At 73.7% G+C, this 17,665-nt stretch carries 18 protein-coding genes; 4 read left to right on the top strand and 14 right to left on the bottom strand.

All coding sequences use genetic code 11. The features are described 5' to 3' along the window. Positions 1-91 precede the first annotated feature (91 nt). The 3 genes from ACZ5ID_RS18740 (at position 92) to ACZ5ID_RS18750 (ending at position 2,982) form a co-directional block, all read left to right on the top strand. Complete coding sequence (locus tag ACZ5ID_RS18740) at positions 92-1,168, top strand: hypothetical protein (protein ID WP_468898959.1); 1,077 nt, start codon at positions 92-94, stop codon at positions 1,166-1,168. Positions 1,169-1,391: 223 nt separating this feature from the next. Further along, complete coding sequence (locus ACZ5ID_RS18745; RefSeq protein ID WP_468898962.1) at positions 1,392-2,501, top strand: mechanosensitive ion channel family protein; 1,110 nt, start codon at positions 1,392-1,394, stop codon at positions 2,499-2,501. A 100-nt stretch (positions 2,502-2,601) separates the two neighbouring features. After that, positions 2,602-2,982, top strand: a complete 381-nt coding sequence (locus ACZ5ID_RS18750) for a DUF779 domain-containing protein (RefSeq protein ID WP_468898965.1) — start codon at positions 2,602-2,604, stop codon at positions 2,980-2,982. 20 nt (positions 2,983-3,002) lie between these two features. Here ACZ5ID_RS18750 and ACZ5ID_RS18755 read toward each other — a convergent pair whose 3' ends face one another. The 12 genes from ACZ5ID_RS18755 to ACZ5ID_RS18810 form a co-directional block, all read right to left on the bottom strand. Then, positions 3,003-4,172 (bottom strand): winged helix DNA-binding domain-containing protein, encoded by a 1,170-nt coding sequence (locus tag ACZ5ID_RS18755; RefSeq protein ID WP_468898968.1) that lies wholly within the window; start codon positions 4,170-4,172, stop codon positions 3,003-3,005. Then, on the bottom strand, positions 4,169-4,363 hold the full coding sequence (locus ACZ5ID_RS18760) for a hypothetical protein (protein WP_344073987.1): 195 nt from the start codon (positions 4,361-4,363) through the stop codon (positions 4,169-4,171). Before ACZ5ID_RS18760 ends, ACZ5ID_RS18755 begins: the two co-directional genes overlap by 4 nt. A gap of 146 nt (positions 4,364-4,509) precedes the next feature. After that, on the bottom strand, positions 4,510-5,373 hold the full coding sequence (locus tag ACZ5ID_RS18765) for a phosphatidylinositol-specific phospholipase C/glycerophosphodiester phosphodiesterase family protein (RefSeq protein ID WP_468898973.1): 864 nt from the start codon (positions 5,371-5,373) through the stop codon (positions 4,510-4,512). A gap of 249 nt (positions 5,374-5,622) precedes the next feature. Continuing rightward, positions 5,623-6,279 carry an ABC transporter ATP-binding protein gene (locus ACZ5ID_RS18770; RefSeq protein ID WP_468898976.1) on the bottom strand — a complete coding sequence of 219 codons (657 nt, stop codon included), beginning with the start codon at positions 6,277-6,279 and terminating at the stop codon, positions 5,623-5,625. Then, positions 6,272-7,183 carry an ABC transporter ATP-binding protein gene (locus tag ACZ5ID_RS18775; RefSeq protein ID WP_468899443.1) on the bottom strand — a complete coding sequence of 304 codons (912 nt, stop codon included), beginning with the start codon at positions 7,181-7,183 and terminating at the stop codon, positions 6,272-6,274. The genes ACZ5ID_RS18770 and ACZ5ID_RS18775 overlap by 8 nt, the downstream gene beginning before the upstream one ends. 41 nt (positions 7,184-7,224) lie before the next feature. Next, the gene (locus tag ACZ5ID_RS18780) at positions 7,225-8,100 is read right to left on the bottom strand and encodes an ABC transporter permease (protein WP_468898978.1); all 876 of its coding nucleotides are present in this window, start codon (positions 8,098-8,100) and stop codon (positions 7,225-7,227) included. Continuing rightward, positions 8,093-9,058: an ABC transporter permease gene (locus ACZ5ID_RS18785; RefSeq protein WP_468898981.1), complete on the bottom strand. Its 966-nt coding sequence runs from the start codon at positions 9,056-9,058 to the stop codon at positions 8,093-8,095. The genes ACZ5ID_RS18780 and ACZ5ID_RS18785 overlap by 8 nt, the downstream gene beginning before the upstream one ends. A gap of 23 nt (positions 9,059-9,081) precedes the next feature. After that, entirely contained in the window at positions 9,082-10,686 is a 1,605-nt protein-coding gene (locus ACZ5ID_RS18790) for an ABC transporter substrate-binding protein (RefSeq protein WP_468898984.1), read from the bottom strand. 108 nt (positions 10,687-10,794) lie between these two features. Beyond that, complete coding sequence (locus ACZ5ID_RS18795) at positions 10,795-11,892, bottom strand: acyl-CoA dehydrogenase family protein (RefSeq protein ID WP_468898987.1); 1,098 nt, start codon at positions 11,890-11,892, stop codon at positions 10,795-10,797. Beyond that, a complete protein-coding gene (locus ACZ5ID_RS18800) occupies positions 11,889-13,082 on the bottom strand; it encodes an acyl-CoA dehydrogenase family protein (protein ID WP_468898990.1) in 1,194 nt (397 codons plus the stop codon). Before ACZ5ID_RS18800 ends, ACZ5ID_RS18795 begins: the two co-directional genes overlap by 4 nt. Further along, the gene (locus tag ACZ5ID_RS18805) at positions 13,079-14,047 is read right to left on the bottom strand and encodes an NADPH:quinone oxidoreductase family protein (protein ID WP_468898992.1); all 969 of its coding nucleotides are present in this window, start codon (positions 14,045-14,047) and stop codon (positions 13,079-13,081) included. The genes ACZ5ID_RS18800 and ACZ5ID_RS18805 overlap by 4 nt, the downstream gene beginning before the upstream one ends. Positions 14,048-14,263: 216 nt before the next feature. After that, a complete protein-coding gene (locus ACZ5ID_RS18810; protein WP_468898995.1) occupies positions 14,264-14,854 on the bottom strand; it encodes a helix-turn-helix domain-containing protein in 591 nt (196 codons plus the stop codon). Between the two features lie 170 nt (positions 14,855-15,024). On the opposite strand from ACZ5ID_RS18810, the gene ACZ5ID_RS18815 reads away from it, so the two are divergent. Next, positions 15,025-15,939, top strand: coding sequence for an SDR family oxidoreductase (locus ACZ5ID_RS18815; RefSeq protein ID WP_468898997.1), 915 nt, complete (start codon positions 15,025-15,027; stop codon positions 15,937-15,939). A 22-nt stretch (positions 15,940-15,961) separates the two neighbouring features. On the opposite strand, the gene ACZ5ID_RS18820 is transcribed toward ACZ5ID_RS18815, so the two are convergent. Together ACZ5ID_RS18820 and ACZ5ID_RS18825 are read right to left on the bottom strand one after the other, a co-directional pair. Continuing rightward, positions 15,962-16,798, bottom strand: coding sequence for an enoyl-CoA hydratase/isomerase family protein (locus ACZ5ID_RS18820; RefSeq protein ID WP_468899001.1), 837 nt, complete (start codon positions 16,796-16,798; stop codon positions 15,962-15,964). Positions 16,799-16,901: 103 nt separating this feature from the next. Further along, positions 16,902-17,642 (bottom strand): PIG-L deacetylase family protein, encoded by a 741-nt coding sequence (locus tag ACZ5ID_RS18825; protein ID WP_468899004.1) that lies wholly within the window; start codon positions 17,640-17,642, stop codon positions 16,902-16,904. Between the last annotated feature and the right edge of the window lie 23 nt (positions 17,643-17,665).

Raw genomic sequence — 17,665 nt, forward strand, 5'->3', positions numbered from 1 at the left:
CCATCCCGAGGAGCCCTGTTGGTCCAGCGCTTTGACCTGGCAATAGCCTGCATGGCACGGAAGTAGCACGGCCGCATTGCGGGGGAAACACATGAGTATCGGGACAAACTTCGATGGTTTGCCGCAGTTGGACGCGCGCGCCATCGCCGTCTTCGAGTACGTGCTGTCGCGCGGCAGCCTCGACCGCCGCCCACCCACCGCCTCCGCCGAACTCGGCCTGGCCCCGGAGGAGATCGAGGCGGCCTGCCGGACCCTGCTGGGGCTGCGGCTGCTGCGGCCGGCTCCGGGCAGACCCGAGGAGCTCATACCGGTCAGCCCCGACGCCGCCGCGGCCGAGGTGGTGGGTCCGCTGGAGGCACGGCTGGCCCGGGAGGCGGCGCACGCCCAGGCCGTACGCGACGATCTGCACTCCCTGATGCCCGCCTTCCGCGCCGCCCGGCGCCGGTGCGGCCATCGGGAGGGCATCGACGTGCTGCCCGATCTGGCGGCGGCCTCCGCGATGCTCGGCGAGGCCGCGGCGGACTGCCGCGAGGAGGTGTTCAGCATCCAGCCGGGCGGCGGGCGCGCCCCCCACCGCCTCGGGGACGCCATCGAGCGCGATCTCGCGATGCTCCGCCGCGGCATCCGGATGCGCACGCTCTACCAGCACTCGGCGCGGGCCAGCCTCTCCACCCAGGGGTATGTGGAGACGCTCGCCGAGGCCGGTGCCGAGTACCGCACAGCCGCCGAACTGCCCGACCGGGCCGTGGTGTTCGACCGGTCGGTGGCCTTTCTGCCCCGCCGGGCGGACGGCGGGTCCGGCGAGGGCGCGGTACTGGTGCGGGACCCCGATGTCGTCGCCTATCTGTGCCGGGTCTTCGAGCAGCACTGGTCGGGAGCCACCCCGTTCCTGGGCACCAGCGAGGCCGCGTACAAGGAGGTCGGCCACAGTCTGCGGCGGGCGCTGGTGGGCCTGCTCGCCGAGGGCGCCAAGGACGAGGTGATCGCCCGGCGCATGGGCATGTCGCTGCGCACCTGCCGCCGCCACATCGCGGAGCTGCTGGAGGAGCTGGGTGCCGAGAGCCGTTTCCAGGGCGGTGTCCTCGCCGAACGGGCCGGGCTCGCCGTACCCGCGGAATCCGTGGTTCCGGATCAGCGGTGCGGTTGCGGGGAGACCGTGCGCGGATGAGCCGGCGGGTGGTCCGCGTGACCCCGGCCCACCCGCGCCGCCGTCGCGTCCATGCGGGAGGATGGCAGCCCGTTCGGTGCGTCCGCGAAGACCCCGAACGGCGCTTCACGCACGACGAACTGACAGGTGACAAGATGGCGACACTTCACATATGGGGGCCGGTGGCGGCCTCCGCCCTCTCCGCGGCTCCCTCCCCGGCCCGTCGCGCCCCGGAGGGTGTCCGTTGACCCGGGGCCTCGTCCTGCACGACTGGGTGGTCGCCGGTATCGCGGTGGCCGCGGGGCTCTTCGCCGCGGTGCTGCTGCGGGCGCTGCTGCGCTGGCTGGGCAGGCACGCGCTGAGGACGAAGTGGAGCGGGGACGACATCATCGTCGACGCGCTGCGTACCGTCGCCCCCTGGGCCGCCGTCATCGCGGGGGCCGCGGCGGCGGCCTCGGCCCTGCCGCTCACCACACGCATGGCGGCGATCACCAACCACTCGCTGACCGCCCTGCTCATCCTGATCACCACGCTCACCGCGGCCCGGGTGGTCGCGGGCCTGGTGCGGTCGGTGGCGCAGTCGCGGACCGGTGTGGCCGGGTCGGCCACCATCTTCGTCAACATCACCCGGGTCGTGGTGGTGGCGATGGGCTCGCTGGTCGCCCTGGACATGCTCGGCATCTCCATCGCCCCCCTGCTCACCGCACTCGGCGTCGGCGGCCTCGCGGTCGCGCTGGCACTGCAGGACACCCTCGCCAACCTCTTCGCGGGCGTGCACATCCTCGCTTCCAAGACCGTGCAGCCCGGTGACTACATGCGGCTGAGCAGCGGCGAGGAGGGCTATGTCGTCGACATCAACTGGCGCAACACCGTGGTACGCAATCTGTCGAACAACCTGGTCATCATCCCCAACGCCCGGCTGGCGCGGACCAATATGACCAACTTCAGCCGCCCGGAGCAGGAGCTGTCGATCCTCGTGCAGGTGGGAGTCGGCTACGACAGCGACCTGGAGCACGTCGAGCGGGTGACCCTGGACGTCGTCAACAGCGTGATGGTGGACATCAACGGCGCGCTCCCCCACCATGAGGCGGCCGTCCGCTTCCACACCTTCGCCGACTCGCGGATCAACTTCACGGTGATCCTGGGCGTGGGCGAGTTCAGCGACCAGTACCGGATCAAGCACGAGTTCATCAAACGCCTGCACCAGCGCTACCGCGCGGAGGGCATCTCCATCCCGGCGCCGACCCGGACGGTCTCCCTCCACCACGACGACCAGGGCTTCCCCCCGCCGGTTTCGTCCCCGCTCGCGGTCCCCCACCCCCGCGAGGCGCCCGACTCGGCGCGGCAGGCGTAGCGGTAGAGGTAGAGGTAGAGGTTCGCAACGTGCCCGCAACCCCGCCCGTGGTGGGGTTGCGGCATCGGCACGACACGCAGACCGAAGGGCCGTGATCCGTATGTCCGCCAGGGAATTGGGAGACGGGCACGACGGCCGCCACGCGCGCGTGGAGCTGACTCCCGCTGCCGCCGGGCTGCTGCGGCGGCTGCGGGCGGCCCACGGGCCCCTGATGTTCCACCAGTCGGGCGGCTGCTGCGACGGCAGCGCGCCCATGTGCTACCCGGACGGCGAGTTCCGTACGGGAGGCTCGGACGTCCTGCTGGAGAACCTCGTCGTCGACGGGGTCGAGGAGCCCGTCCCGTTCTGGATCTCGGCCGCTCAGCACGGCGCGTGGCGGCACACCCGGCTGATCGTCGACGTCGTCGAGGGGCGCGGCAGCGGCTTCTCGCTGGAGGCGCCGGAAGGCGTGCGCTTCCTCATCCGCTCGCGTCTGATCTGAGCCTGGGCACGCGCGGGCCCCTACGCGGAGAGCCTGCGCTCCAGCGGGGTCCGGAAGCTGGGGCGGATGCGTACGTCCCCGAAGAACTCCGTCATCCGTGCCGCCTCGGCGTCGACGGCCCGGTGTGCGGCGGCTCCCACGTCCTCGAAGACCTGGGTGACGATCTCACCGTCCGGGCGCTGCGCCCAGCCGCCGACGATCCGCCCGTTCCACCACACCGAGGGGCCGATGTTGCCGGTCTTGTCGAAGAGTTCGGCCCGGTGGCCGGGGTCCAGGTACCAGTCGCGGTGGCGCCAGCCCATCGGGGTGGGGTCCAGGGCCGGGAGCAGCGCGGCCCAGGGCCCGGGCGCGGGCGGCGCGTCCAGTTGGTGGGGGAGGGCGTGGCCGGGGCCCTCGTCCAGGTCGACGCCCACGGCCCCGGTCCCGGCCAGGGCCTTGCGGGTCTCGGTCACCGTCCAGCCCGTCCACCACTTGACGTCCTCGGTGGTGGCGGGCCCGAAGGCGTCCAGATAGCGGGCGGCGAGCTCGGTCCTGGCGGCGTCGGCCGACAGCTCCGGATGCGGCTCCGCGACCGTCCAGCGGAACTGGCTGGAGGCCCAGCTGCCGAGGGGGCGACCGCGCCGGATGCGGCCCTCGGCGGCCATGACGCCCAGGAAGCGGCTGGTGATGCGGGGCTTCGCCTCGTACGGCTTGCCCGCGGCCATCACGATCTGCGCCTTCAGGTCCGGTACGTCCTCGGCGAGCTGGGCCGCGGTGGCCTCCCCGCGCTCGGCGAGGGCCGCGAGGACGGCCTTCTCGGTGGCGGCGAACCACCGTGCGTCGAAGCCGAGTTGTTCACCGATCACCTTGGCCAGATCCGCGCGCAGCCGGACCGCGACGGCCCGGGCCGCCGCGGCGTCGGCCACCGGGGCGAGCTCCGTGGGCAGCACGAACATCGTGCGGCGCATACAGAGCATCCGCACCAGTGAGTGGTCCTCGTACAGTGCGCGTTCCAGCTCCGCCACCGAGGCGGTGCCGGTGCGCGCGGCGACGGTCAGGAAGACGGTGGCGGGGTCGGTGGCGTGCAGCGCCACCAGTGCCCGGGCGACCTCCTCGGGGCTGCTCGCGCGCGTGGCGGGGGTGAGCAGCTGACGGGGGCCGAGGCGGGCGCGCCGCGCCTCGGCGGTGATCCTTGGACGGGCCGGGGTCATGGCCTGAGGCTACCGACCACGCTCGCTGTCGCGTTCAGCCCGTCCTGGATCGTGGGCGCCATGCTCGTACCGGCGAGGAAGAAGCCGAGCAGCACGCAGACCATCGCATGCGAGGCCTTGAGGCCGCCGCTGCGCAGAAAGATCACCGCCAGCACCATCAGCAACAGCACCACCGAGATCGAAATGGCCATGGCCAACCTCCTCCACCGCGCCGGAATTGCGGCATTCGGCGGCCAGTGTGGCGGAGGAGGCGGGCCGGTCGGGCGTATGGCGTGTCCGCCGTACGGGTGCTGTTGAGGGGTGACGGACCGTCATGGGCGACGGGTGGCGTCCTCGGCTACTCCCCGTGGGCGCGCAGGAAGGCCTCCAGGCCCGCGAGGTCGTCGGTGTTGATGTGGTCGACGTCGGCGGCGAGCAGTTCGCGCCACAGCGCGTCCCGCTCGGGCCCGGCCGCGTCCGGCGTCGCCCAGAACCGCACCCGCTGCCGGTGTGCGTGGGCCTCGGCGACGATCGCGCGCAGCCTGTGGCGTTCGGCGGCCGGGAAGGGGCCCGCGCCGAGCCAGGTGAAGTTCTGCGTCCAGTCGCTGCTGATCAGCGGGATGAACGCGGCGGTGGCTGCCGTGCCGAGGTCCTCCGGACGGCCGTCGTAGAAGGCGTGGCGCACCTTCTGCGCCTCCATGGGCGCGCGGGCGGCGCGGTCGCCGGAGACGACGGGGGTGACGGCGCCGGGCGTGACGCGGCCATGGGCGTAGACGCTGAGCATGCGGCGGTACGGGCGCAGCCGCCGGTCGAGTTCCCGGTAGGCGGCGGCGCCGTCGGCCTTGATGTCGACCAGGAGCTGTACGGGCCGGTGGTAACCCCGGTAGACCGAGCCGTGGTTGGCGCGCACCCGGGCCATGAGCGGGTCGAGATAGAGCCTTTCGAGGGTGCGGGTGGGGTCGAGGCGGGTCGGGTCGTGGGCCACCAGGAGCTCTCCGCCGACCAGGAAGACGTCGGCCTCGACGCTGGTGAAGCCGTGGGCGAGGGCGTCGAAGAGGGGGTGCGGGTGCTCGTAGTCGTTGTGCGCGTGGGTCCGGCGCAGCGGTCGTGGCCCGGCGGGGCGGGCGCCGGGGCGCTCGGCCGCGGCGGCGGGCGCGATGGCGGCGGAGGCGGCGACCGCGGCGAGGGCGGCTACGGCACTGCGGCGGGTCGGTCGGGCCATGGGGTGCTCCCGGGGCATCGGGGACGGGCGGACCCGACCGAGTATGCGTGCGCTCCGGCCCCGACGGGCAGGCTCCCAGGCGGAGTTGGCCGGTACTTCGCCGCCCGGTCACCCGGTGACGGGGGCGCGAACGGACGGCGACGCCGTGGGGCGTTCCCTCGGGCGCGCCCGGGGGGCGCTCCCCGCCGGGACATCCGCGCGGGTCCGCGCCCGGGAGACGACGCCCGGGAGGCGTCGCCCGCAGGCACGTTACTGCCTCAGCTCGCCCCACTCCGCCCCTCGGTCGCACCACCGCGACAGCAGCGTGCGGTCGTGGCCCACCGCGAGGAGGGACGCGGACGTCTCGCGCCGGTAGCGCTCGACCACCGCCACCAGGGCGGCCGTGGTGGAGGCGTCCAGCATCGCCGTCATCTCGTCGCAGACCAGCAGCCGGGGCCGCAGGACCAGGGCGCGGGCCAGGCAGGCGCGCTGGAGCTGGCCGTCGCTGACCTCGTGGGGGCGGCGGTTGAGCAGATCCCCGCCGAGGCCGACCAGGTCCGCCAGTTCGTCGACGCGCTCGCGGACCTCGATCCGGCGGCCGGTCGCGCGCAGCGGCTCGGCGACCAGGTCGCGCAGCCGCAGCCGGGGGTCGGCGGCGAGCCGGGGCGACTGGAAGACGACCCCGACGGCGGTGCGCCGCGCGCGCGGGGCGCGGTGGCGCCACTGGGTGACCAGGGCGCCGTCGAGGGTGACCGTGCCGTCGTCGGGCCGGTGCAGCAGCGCCGCGACCCGGGCCAGGGTGGACTTGCCGCAGCCGCTGGGGCCGAGCAGGCCGACCGCCTCACCGGGGGCGACGGTGAGGCTCGCCTCGCGGACGACGGGACGGCCGCGCTCGTACCCGGCGGTGATGTTCTTCAGGTCAAGCAAGGCCGGGCTCCTCCAGGTGGTGACAGGCGACCTGGCCGTCGAACGGCGGCAGGGTGCCGCACCGGTCGGTGGCCCGTTCGCAGCGGGGCGCGAACGCGCATCCCTCCGGCAGGTCGCCGAGCTCGGGCGGCATCCCGGGGATGGGCGCGAACGCCCGCTCCGCGAGCGCGTCGAGCAGACCCCGAGCATACGGGTGACGGGGTCCGCTCCCGCCGAAATACGAGGTGGCGTCGGCGAGTTCCACGACACGCCCCGCGTACATCACGGCGACCCGGTCGGCGATCCGCTCGGCCGCCGCCAGATCGTGGGTGATCATCAGCAGCGCCCGGCCCTCGTCGGCGGTCCGGCGCAGCTCGTCGGCCGTGCGGTCGACCAGATCGCGGTCGAGGCCGGTCGTCGGCTCGTCCGCCAGCAGCAGCGGCGCGTCCCCGACCAGGGCGAGCGCGGTCGCGGCGCGCTGGGCGAGGCCCCCGGACAGCTCGTGCGGGTAGCGGTCGAGGTGGCCGGGCGGGAACGCGGCCCGCGCGGCGGCGGCCTCCGTCGCCGCGCGCAGCTCGCGCCGGGGGGTGCGGGTGAGCTTGCGCAGGGTCTCGGCGAGCTGCGCCCGTACGGTCCGCACGGGGGTGAGGTGGGCGGCCGGGCTCTGCGGTACGAGACCGACGCGGCGCCCCCGTACCGTACGGGCCAGGGTGCGTTCGTCGGCGGCGAGCAGGTCGAGCGGGTCGCCGCCGCCGTGCAGTACGGCGCTGCCGGCCGTCTCGGCGTTGCCCGGCAGCAGACCGAGGAGCGCGGAGGCGAGGACGGACTTGCCGCAGCCGCTCTCGCCGACCAGGGCCAGGCACTCGCCCGCCGCCAGGTCGAAGGAGACATCGGTGACGGCGGCGACATGGCGCCCGCCGCGCATCCGGAAGCGTACGGACAGGCCGCGCACCGCGAGGACCGTGGTCACAGCATCAGCTCCGATCGGCGGCGCGGGTCGAGGCGTTCGCGCCAGGCCCCGGCCAGGCCCGCGACGGCGAGGGTGGGGACGATCAGCAGCAGGCCGGGGAAGAGGGTCGGCCACCAGTGGCCGGTGAGCAGCGAGCCGCGGGCGGACTGGACGAGGTTGCCCAGGCTCGCCTGGTGGCTGGGCAGGCCGAGGCCGAGAAAGGAGAGCGCCGACTCGTGCCACATGGCGTGCGGCACCATGAGCACCGCCGCGAGCCCGGCCTTGGGGAGCACGCCCGGCAGCAGATGGCGCAGGGTCACCCGCAGCCGGGAGGCGCCACCGGAGATCGCCGCGTCGATGTAGGGGCGTGAGCGCAGGGAGAGCACTTCGGCGCGCACGATCCGGGCCGTGGACAGCCAGTGCGTCACGGCGACCGAGGCGATCACCGGCCAGACCCCGGGGCGGAACAGGGCGACCACGAAGATGCCGAGCAGCAGGTGCGGGACCGAGGAGAGCACGTCCACGAGCCGCATCACCAGCCGGTCGGTCCAGCCGCCCAGGGCGGCGGACGCGGCGCCGACGACCGTGCCGACGAAGGTGGCGACCAGCGCGGCCACGACCCCGACCAGGAGCGAGATCCGCAGTCCGTACACACAGCGCAGCAGGAGGTCGCGGCCGACGTCGTCGGTGCCGAACGGGTGGCCGAGGGAGGGCGGGAGGAGCTTGTCCGAGAGGTCGACGGCCTGCTGGTCGAGGTCGGCCAGTGGCGGTACGAGCAGGACGGTGAGGACGGCCGCCGCGAGGATCACGGCCGAGGTGCGCGCCTTGAGAGTCCGGGTGGAGCCGCGTGCGCGGCCGTGCGCGCGCCATCGGAGGTCGGGGGTGTCAGCCATCGAAGCCCACCCTCGGGTCCGCCAGTCCGTAGAGCAGGTCCGACAGCAGGTTGCCGAGCAGGACGGCGGCGGTGGCGAGCACGGTCAGGGCGGCGAGCAGCGGGAAGTCCACGGAGGTCGCGGCCTGCACGGTGGCGGCGGCGATGCCGGGCCAGCTGAAGACGGTCTCCACCAGCAGGGCCCCGGTGATGAGTTCGGGCACGCGCGAGCCGACGAGGGTGAGCATCGGCAGCATGCCCGAGCGCAGGGCGTGGCCGAGCAGGACGGTCCGTTCGCTCAGGCCGCGCGCGCGTGCCCCGCGTACCGGGTCCTCCTCCAGCGCGTCGGCGACGCCCTGGCGTACGTACAGGTAGAACCAGGGCAGTTGGGAGATGCCGAGGACCGCGGCGGGCAGCACGAGGTGGCGCGCGACCTGGCCGGTGGTGACGGTGTCGCTCGCCGTGTCGGTCAGGCCGCCGGCGGGCAGCACGTCCAGCTTCAGCGCGAAGAACCAGATGGCGAGGAGTCCGAGCCAGAAGGCGGGCGCGGCTTCGAGGGTGTACGCGAGGGAGCTGACGCACCGGTCGAGCGGTCCGCCGCGGCGGCGCGCGGCGAGCACGCCGAGCCCGGTGCCGAGGAGGATCGCTACGAGGAAGGCGGTGGCGGCGAGCAGCGCCGACCAGCCGAGCCGTTCGCCGATGACGTCGGCGACGGGCCGGCGCAGCACGGTGGAGTCGCCGAGGTCGCCGGTGAGGGCCGCGGTCAGCCAGTCCCACCAGCGGGTGAGGAGCGGCTGGTCGACGCCGAGGTTGGCGCGCAGCTGGTCGAGGCTGTCCTGCGAGGCGGTGAGGCCCGCGGTGCCGGCGTACGCCTTGACCGGGTCGAAGGGGGAGGCGGCGGCCACGGCGAAGACGCCGAAGGTGACCACGAGCAGGACGGGGGCGGCGAACAGGGTCCGCCGCCCCGCCATCCGTGCCATCGGCCCCCAGGGGAGGCGGCGGCTCACTTCTTCGGCGCCCAGGTCTCGACGTTCCACCAGGGGCCGGAGGCGAGACCGTGGTCGTGCGGCTCGGTCTGGGTGGAGAGCCCGTCCCAGCGGTCGGCCACGACGTAGAGGTGGTCGATGTGGGTGAGGAAGGTGTAGCCGGGGTCCTTCACCAGCTCGCGCTGGATGGTGTCGTAGGCGGCCCTGCGCACGGCGGTGTCACCGCTCCGGCGGCCGTCGTCGAGCGCCTTGTCGACGACCGGGTTCGCGTACCACGCCATGTTGTTGAAGCCGTCGCCCGCGAGGGAGGACTTGAGCAGTGTGTACTGGTCGAAGTCGGGGTCGGCGGGCGAGCCGCCGCCCGCGAGGACGGCCTCGTCCTTCATCCTCGGCTCGATGACCTCCCAGGTGCCGGACCGGGTGGTGACCGCGATGCCCGCCTTCTTGGCGTCGGAGGCGTAGGCGAGGGCGTGGTCCTGGCGGAGCTTGTCGCCGGAGAGGTACCAGAGCGGGAAGGCGGCGCGGACGCCGTCCTTCTCGCGGATGCCGTCGGCGCCGGGCTTCCAGCCCGCCCGGTCGAGGAGCTCTGTCGCCGCGGCCAGGTCGTGGGGCCGCTCGGTGCCGCGGGCGAACCAGGGGCTGCCGGTGGGGACCGGTCCGTAGGCGGGCTTGCCGGCGCCGTCGAGGATCTTGTCGACCATGGCCTGGCGGTCGACGGCGAGGTCGAGCGCGCGGCGCACCGCGGTGTCGCCGGTGACCTTGTTGCCGGTGGGCAGGGTCACGGTGCGGTAGTCGTAGGTCCGGGCCGTGAAGGTCTTCTTGTGCTTGTCCTTCGCGAACCCCTGGGCGAGGGCGGGCGGGAGGATCGCGCCGTCCAGGTCGCCGGAGCGCAGCCGGGTGGCGCGCACGTCGTCGTCCTTGATGACGGCCATGGTGAACCTCTTCACCTTGGGCGCGCCGCCCCAGTAGGTGGGGTTGGCCTCGAAGGCGATCTTCTCGCCCCTGGACCACTTGACGAGCCTGTACGGCCCGGTGCCCACCGGAGTGCTGGCGAAGGCGCCGGTGTTGACGTCCTGCCCGGCCGCGATGTGCTCGGGCACGATCGGCAGCACGGTGCGCTGCGCGAAGGGCGCGTAGGGGTACTTGAGCGTGAAGACCACCGTGTCATCACCCTCGGCACGGACCTCCTTGACGGCGTCGAGTTCGCCCTTGGAGGGGTTGTTGGTCCTCGGGTCGAGGATCGTCGTGTAGGTGAAGACGACGTCCTTGGCGGTGAAGGGCTTCCCGTCGCTGAACGTCACGCCCTTGCGGAGCCGGTACGTGTAGGTCAGCCGGTCGGCGCTCACCTCGGGCAGCGCGACGGCGAGCGCGGGCCTGAGCGCCATCTTCGCGTCGAGGGTGAGCAGTCCGTCGAAGATCTTGGAGTTGCCGTCCTTGCCGTAGCCGAGGAGCGGGCTGAGCGTCTCGGGCTCGTACGCGATGCCGACGACCGCCGAGTCCTTGACGCCGCTTGCGCCGCTCCCGCCCGGGTTCGAGCAGGCGACCGCGGTGAGGGCCAGTGCTCCGGCCAGCACCGCGGCGCCCGCTCCTCGTATCGCCCCGCGCATCGAACGGGCCGCCATGCCCCACACCCCTTATTGAAGATCGACTGTTATTGCGAATGGCTCGCAATAGCTCGCCATTTAAACAGTACGCAAAGGGGTGGTCAAAAACGGGACACTCGGCGCGGACTACGCGGGTGCGGGCAGCCCCACGATCTCCGCGACCGACGCGCGGTGCTCCCCGGCCGAACCCAGCGCGCTCTGCGCCGACTTGGCCCGCTTGAGATACAGGTGCGCCGGGTGCTCCCAGGTCATCCCGATGCCGCCGTGCAACTGCACGCACTCCTCGGCCGCGCGCACCGCGACCCGTGAGCAGTACGCCTGGGCGACCGCCACCGCGAGCGGCGCGTCCGGGCTCCCGGTCGCCAGCGCGTCGGCCGCGTTGCGCGCCGCGGCCCGCGCCGACACCACCTCCAGCCACACCTGCGCCATCCGGTGCTTCAGTGCCTGGAAGGAGCCGACCGGCCGGTTGAACTGCTTGCGGTCCCGGGTGTACGCGACGGTCTCGGTCAGGCACCACTCGGCGACGCCGAGTTGCTCGGAGGCGAGCAGCCCGGCCCCGGCCAGCAGACCCCGGCGCGCGGCGGCCAGGCCGGTGTCCGCGTCGGCCAGCAGCGTGCCGTGCACCCCGTCCAGGGTGACGTCGGCCAGCGGCCGGGTGAGGTCGAGCGGGGTGAGCGCCGTGCGGGCCGCCTCGCCCGCCTCGACCGCGTAGAGGCCCCGCGCGGTCGGCACGAGCAGCACGTCGGCGGTGGCGGCGTCCGCCACGGTCCGAACGGTCCCGTCGAGCCCGTCACGCAGCCGCAGCGAGCCCGGTCCGTACGAGAAGGGCACGGTCAGCGCCGCCGTCCTGCGCCCGGACGCCAGCTCGCCGAGCAGGGCCGCGACTTCGGGGGCCGGGGCGCCGAGGGCGAGCAGCGTCTCGGTGGCCACGACGGAGCTGGTGAGGTACGGGACCGGGGCGACGCTCCGGCCGATCTCCTCCAGGACCACCGCGGCCTCACGGTGCCCGGCGCCCTGGCCGCCCAGCTTCTCCGGCACCAGCAGCCCCGCGAGCCCCATGTCGACGCCGAGCGCCTGCCAGAGGCGCGGGTCGTACGGGGCGTCCGACTCGGCGCGGGCCAGCGCGGACGGGGTGTCGGTGCGGTCGGCCAGCAGGGAGCGCACGGCGGCCCGGAGGTCTTCCTCGGCCTCCGAGTACAGCAGGTCGGGAGCGGTCTCGGTCATCGGGCCAGGTCCTTCCAGGCGATGTCCTTGTCGTTGCGCGGCTCGGCGGGCAGCCCTAGGACGCGCTCGGCGACGATGTTCAGGAGTACCTCGCTGGTGCCGCCCTCGATGGAGTTGCCCTTCGAGCGCAGATACCGGTAGCCGGCGTCGCGGCCGGTGAAGTCGACCAGCTCGGGCCTGCGCATGGTCCAGTCGGAGTACAACAGACCGTCCTGGCCCAGGAGTTCGACCTCCAGGCCGCTGATCTCCTGGTTGAGGCGGGCGAAGGCGAGTTTCATGCCGGAGCCCTCGGGGCCGGGCTGGCCCGCCATGAGCTGCTGGCGCAGCCGCTCACCGGTGAGGCGGGCGACCTCGGCCTCGACCCAGAGGGTGAGCAGACGCTGGTGCAGGTCGTGGGTGCGCAGCTCGGGTTGCTCGCGCCAGGTCCGCGCGACGGGCCCGATCATGCCGCCCTCGCGGGGCAGCCGCATCCCGCCGATGGAGACGCGCTCGTTCATCAACGTGGTCTGCGCGACCTTCCAGCCCTCGCCGACCGCGCCGAGGCGGTGGGCGTCGGGGATGCGGACGCCGGTGAGGAAGACCTCGTTGAACTCGGCCTCGCCGGTGATCTGGCGCAGCGGGCGCACCTCGACACCGGGGTCGGTCATGTCGCAGATGAAGTAGCTGATGCCCTGGTGCTTGGGGAGCCCGGGGTCGGTGCGGGCGATCAGGATGGCCCAGCGGGCGAGATGGGCGCTGGAGGTCCACACCTTCTGCCCGTCGACGATCCAGTCCTCGCCGTCGCGCACGGCCCGGGTGCCCAGCGCCGCCAGGTCGGAGCCGGCACCGGGCTCACTGAAGAGCTGGCACCACACCTCCTCGCCCACCCACAACGGCCGCAGGAACCGGCGCTTCTGCTCCTCGGTGCCGTACTTGAGCACGGTCGGCGCGGCCATCCCGAGGCCGATCCCGATCCGGCGCGGGTCGTTGTCGGGCGCGCCCGCCGCCGCCAGCTCCGCGTCGACGACCGGCTGGAGCGAGCGCGGCGCGCCGAGCCCGCCCAGACCCACCGGGTAGTGCACCCAGGCGAGCCCGGCGTCGAAGCGGGCCTTGAGGAAGTCCAGGGCCTCGGTGGTCGCGGGCGGGTGGGCGGCCAGCAACTCCCGCGTCAGGGCGCGCAGTTCGTCCGCGTCCGGCTTGTGCTCGCTCATCGGGCGGCTCCGTCCGGGAGCACGACCACACGGCCGGTGGTGGTGCCGTCCGCGACCCGCTGGACGGCCGCCGCGGCCTCCCTCATCGGCACGCGCTCACTGATCAACGGCTTGACGGCGCCCTTGGCGGCCAGCTCGGTCAACTGCTCGTGGCAGCGCAGGATGGACGCGGGGTCCTTCTGCGCGTACAGCCCCCAGTGCAGACCGACGATCGAGTAGTTCTTCACCAGGGCGTGGTTGAGGGCGGGGGCGGGGATGCTGCCGCTGGCGAAGCCGATGACGAGGATGCGGCCCTCGAAGGCGACGCACTTGGCGGACTTGGCGTACGCGTCCCCGCCGACCGGGTCGTAGATCACGTCCGCGCCGCGCCCGCCGGTGGCGTCCTTCACGGCGGCCACGATGTCCTCGGTGCGCCGGTCGATGACCAGGTCGCACCCCAGCTCCCGGGCGATGGCGGCCTTGTCCGCGCCGCCGACCACGCCGATGACCCTGGCCCCGGCCGCCTTGCCGAGCTGGACGGCCGCGCTGCCGACGCCGCCGGCCGCCGCGTGCACCAGCAGCGTCTCGCCCGCCTGGAGGTTCGCCCGGCGGTGCAGGCCGAACATGCCGGTCTGGTAGCCGATGTGGAGGGCGGCGGCCTCGGCGTCGTCCAGCGCGTCGGGGGCGGGCAGCAGGGCCGCCTCGTCGGCGATCACGTAGTCGGCCAGCCCGCCGAAGGGCAGCACGGGGTTGGCGATGACCCGCCGCCCGTCCTCGGTCTCCCCGCAGATCTCCACCCCGGGCGTGAACGGCAGCGGCGGCTTGATCTGGTACTGCCCCCGGCACAGCAGCGCGTCCGGGAAGTTGATGTTCGCGGCGCGCACCTTGAGCAGCACCTGCCCCGGACCCGGGGTGGGGGGCTCGACCTCGTCGAGCCGCATCACCTCACCGGGCTCGCCGTTCTCGTGCACTCGCCATGCCTGCATTCGGGGCCTCCACGCGCTGTAGGCGGTACGGCTGCGTACCCTTGCGCCTGCATACTAAGCGGTCGCTTGCCGCGGAGGGAACAGGTGGAGGGCGCGGTGTTCCCGGGCCCCGGACACGCACTCGGCCGTCCGCCCGCTCGGTCCCGGTCCCCTCGCCCGGCCAGGGCCCGCCCGTCCGGCCCCCGACCTCCCGACCGGCCATCCCCCCCAGGCCGGTTACTCGCTCCCGCCCCGGGGCCGCGCCCGGACATGCATCCGTTCCCCCTGTGGCCCGAACAGGCTCAGATACTCCACCGGCGTGTCCCCGGCGGGCCCGAACCAGTGCGGCAGCCGGGTGTCGAACTCGGCCGCCTCCCCCGCCCCCAGCACCACATCGTTCCCGGCGAGCACCAGCCGCAGCCGTCCCGCCAGCACATACAGCCACTCGTACCCCTCATGGACACGAGGCTCGGGCGCGCCGGCGGTACCCCGGTCCACCACCTTGTACGCCTGGAGCCCGCCCGGCTGGCGGGTGAGCGGCACCATGGTCTTCCCGCCGCGCACGATCGGCTTGGCCCGCACCCGGGGGTCCCCGACGGGCGGGGCGCCCACGAGGTCGTCCAGCGGCACCTGATGAGCACGGGCGATCGGCAGCAGCAGCTCCAGACTGGGCCTGCGGTGGCCGGACTCCAGCCGGGAGAGCGTGGAGACGGAGATCCCGGTCGCCGCCGACAGATCCCCGAGCGTGGCCCCGCGCTCCTTGCGGATGCGGCGGAGCCGGGGGCCGACCTCGGTCAGTACGTCGTCGAGTGCGCGGTCGTCAGCCATGCGCCCATTGCAGGATCGGCAATATGGATTGTCAATCCGGCCGACCGAGCCAGGGCCTTGCGGAACGGCTCCTCACCCCGCGCACGACTCCCCCGCGGCCGGCTTCCGGAACTCCCAGTACCTGCGCGCAACCCTGGAGTATTGAGCGAGTTGCCGGTAGGGATGCGCCCATGACGGACGACACCGCGCCCCCCGCCGCCCCGCTCCCCGGTCTGCCCGCTCCTCCCCCGCCCGGCAGTCACGCCCTGCCGCCGGGGACGTACGACGGGACCGTGGTCCTGGTGACGGGCGGTGGTTCCGGGCTCGGGAAGGCGATGGCGGTCGAGTTCGCCCGGCTGGGGGCGGAGCTGGTGATCGTGGGGCGCGGGGCGGAGCGGTTGGAGGCCGCACGGGGGGAGCTGGCGGCGCTGGGAGGGCGGGTGGCCGTCGCCGTGTGCGATGTACGGGATCCGGAGGCGGTCGGTGCGGCCTTCGACCGGGCCGAACGCGAAGTCGGGCCGCCGGGTGTACTCGTCACCAGTGCCGCCGCCAACTTCCCCTGCCCCGCCGAGGATCTCTCGCCCAACGCCTGGCGCGCGGTCGTGGACACCACGCTGACCGGCACCTGGTTCCCGACCCGCGAGTTCGGCCGCCGCCACCTCGCGGCCGGGACACCCGGTTCGGTGATCACCGTAGGCGCGTCGTACGCCTGGACGGGCGGGCCGGGGTTCGCCCACTCGGCGGCGGCGAAGGCCGGGGTCCGCAACCTTGTGGAGACGCTCGCGGTGGAGTGGGGGCCGTACGGCATCCAGGTCAACGGGCTGGTGCCGGGGCTCTTCCCGCACCCGGACATGCCCGAGTCCATCCGGTCCGGGCTGGACGCGGCGGCCGGGAGCAGTGAACTCGACGCCCGGCAGCCCGCGTTACGGGTCGGCCGGCCCCGGGAGCTCGGCTGGGCGGCGACCTTCCTGGCCTCCCCGTACGCCCGGTTCATCAGCGGCCACACCTTGGTGGTGGACGGCGCGAACTGGCAGCGCCGTACGGTGGTCGCCGCGCCGGTGACGCCCGTACGGGAGCAGTTGGGGCGGGGGCCGTTCCTCGCGTGAGCCCCTCGGCGTCACCTCCCTGTCATTTCCCTTCGAACGTCGGCGGGCGGCGCGCCGCCTTCGCCGTGTACCCCTCGCGCGCGTCCTCGGAGGTGAGGGTGAGGGCGGCGGCCAGGGCCGTACGGTCGAGAGCCTCGGCGAGCCCCGCGTCGGCGAAAGCGTCGATGTTCCGCTTGACCGCCCGCACGGCGAGCGGGGCGTTGGCCGCGATCTCGTCGGCGACGGCCCTCGCCCGGCTCTCCACCTCGTCGGCCGGGACGACCAGTTGGACCAGCCCGAGCCGTTCGGCGGTGGGGGCGTCGACACGGCGGCCGGTGAGCGCCAGGAGCTTCGCCCACCCCGCGCCCGCGTCCCTGGCGATCCGCAGGTCGCCGCCCGCGTCCACGGCGACCCCGATCCCCGTCTCGGGCAGCGCGAAGACGGCGTCCCGCGCGGCGATCCTGATGTCGGCCATCAGCGCGAGCTCGAAGCCGAAGCCGAGGCAGTACCCCTGGACGGCCGCGACCACGGGCTGGGGCAGCCGCGCGAACGCGGCGAATCGCTCGTGGACCCAGCGGATGCCCTCGCAGTAGCGGTGGGTGCGCTCGGCCGGCGAGCGGCCGGTGATGGCGCCGCCCGGGGCCGTGACGTCGATCCCGGCGCAGAAGGCCCGGCCCTCGGCGCGCAGCAGCACGGCACGGACGGTGTCGTCGAAGCGGATCCGGTCGGCGAGGACACCGAGCTGGCGGCTGGACTCCCAGCTCCAGCCGTTCAGCTTCTCGGGGCGGCACAGGGTGAGGACGCCGAGCCTGTGCCCGGTGACCTCCAGGCGTATCCGTTCCTCGCCGTCCCGGATCTCCCGGTCGAGGGTGTCGATCACACCGGGACCCCCATCCCGTAGCGGAGCCAACAACTGACGCTTCGTCAGGATAGGCGCTGACCGGCACGAGCGGGAAGGTCCCGCCCGGCCCTGCCCCCTCCCCCTACCGGGGGAAGAGCTCGAACGGCACCGCCGGGCGGCCCCCGAAGCGGGCGGCGGCGCGCTCGGCGTTGGCGGTCAGGAAGCTGCGGCAGTAGGTCTCGGGCTCCTCGTCCGTCAGCCCCTCGATGTAACTGCGGTGCTCCATGAGGGAGTCGACCGACCGCTCAAGTCCGGCGCTCGCGTCGACCGCGTGGGTCGGGGAGGCGGAACCGGCCACGGCCACCCACCGCACACCGTTCCACGGCTCCAGGCCCTGCTCGGTGAGCTCGGGGAAGATCCAGCGGTTGCCGGCGTCCCCGGCCGCGTCGAGCGTGGCACGGCCGACCGCCCGGTGATCGGGCGTGTTCCAGACGACGCCGCCCCAGGTGTCCCGGTGGTTGAGCGTGATCACCAGCTCCGGGCGGTGGCGGCGGATGGCTGCCGCGATGTCCCGGCGCAGGCCGAGGCCGTACTCGATCACACCGTCCCGGTGGTCGAGGAACTCCACCGTGGAGACGCCGACCACGGCCGCGCTCGCACGCTGCTCCCGCTCGCGCAGCGCCCCGCACTTGACGGGCTCGATACCGTCGATGCCCGCCTCGCCGCGACTGGCGAGCAGATAGGTGACCTCACGGCCCGCGTCGGTCCATCCGGCGATCGCGGCGGCGCACCCGTACTCCAGATCGTCCGGGTGGGCGACGACCGCGAGGGCGCGCTGCCAGTCGTCGGGCATCTCTTCCAACTGCTGCAACTCCGTTGTCATGGCGGCAGCTTACGAGGCGGCGC

The organism is Streptomyces sp. NPDC031670, assembly GCF_055580545.1.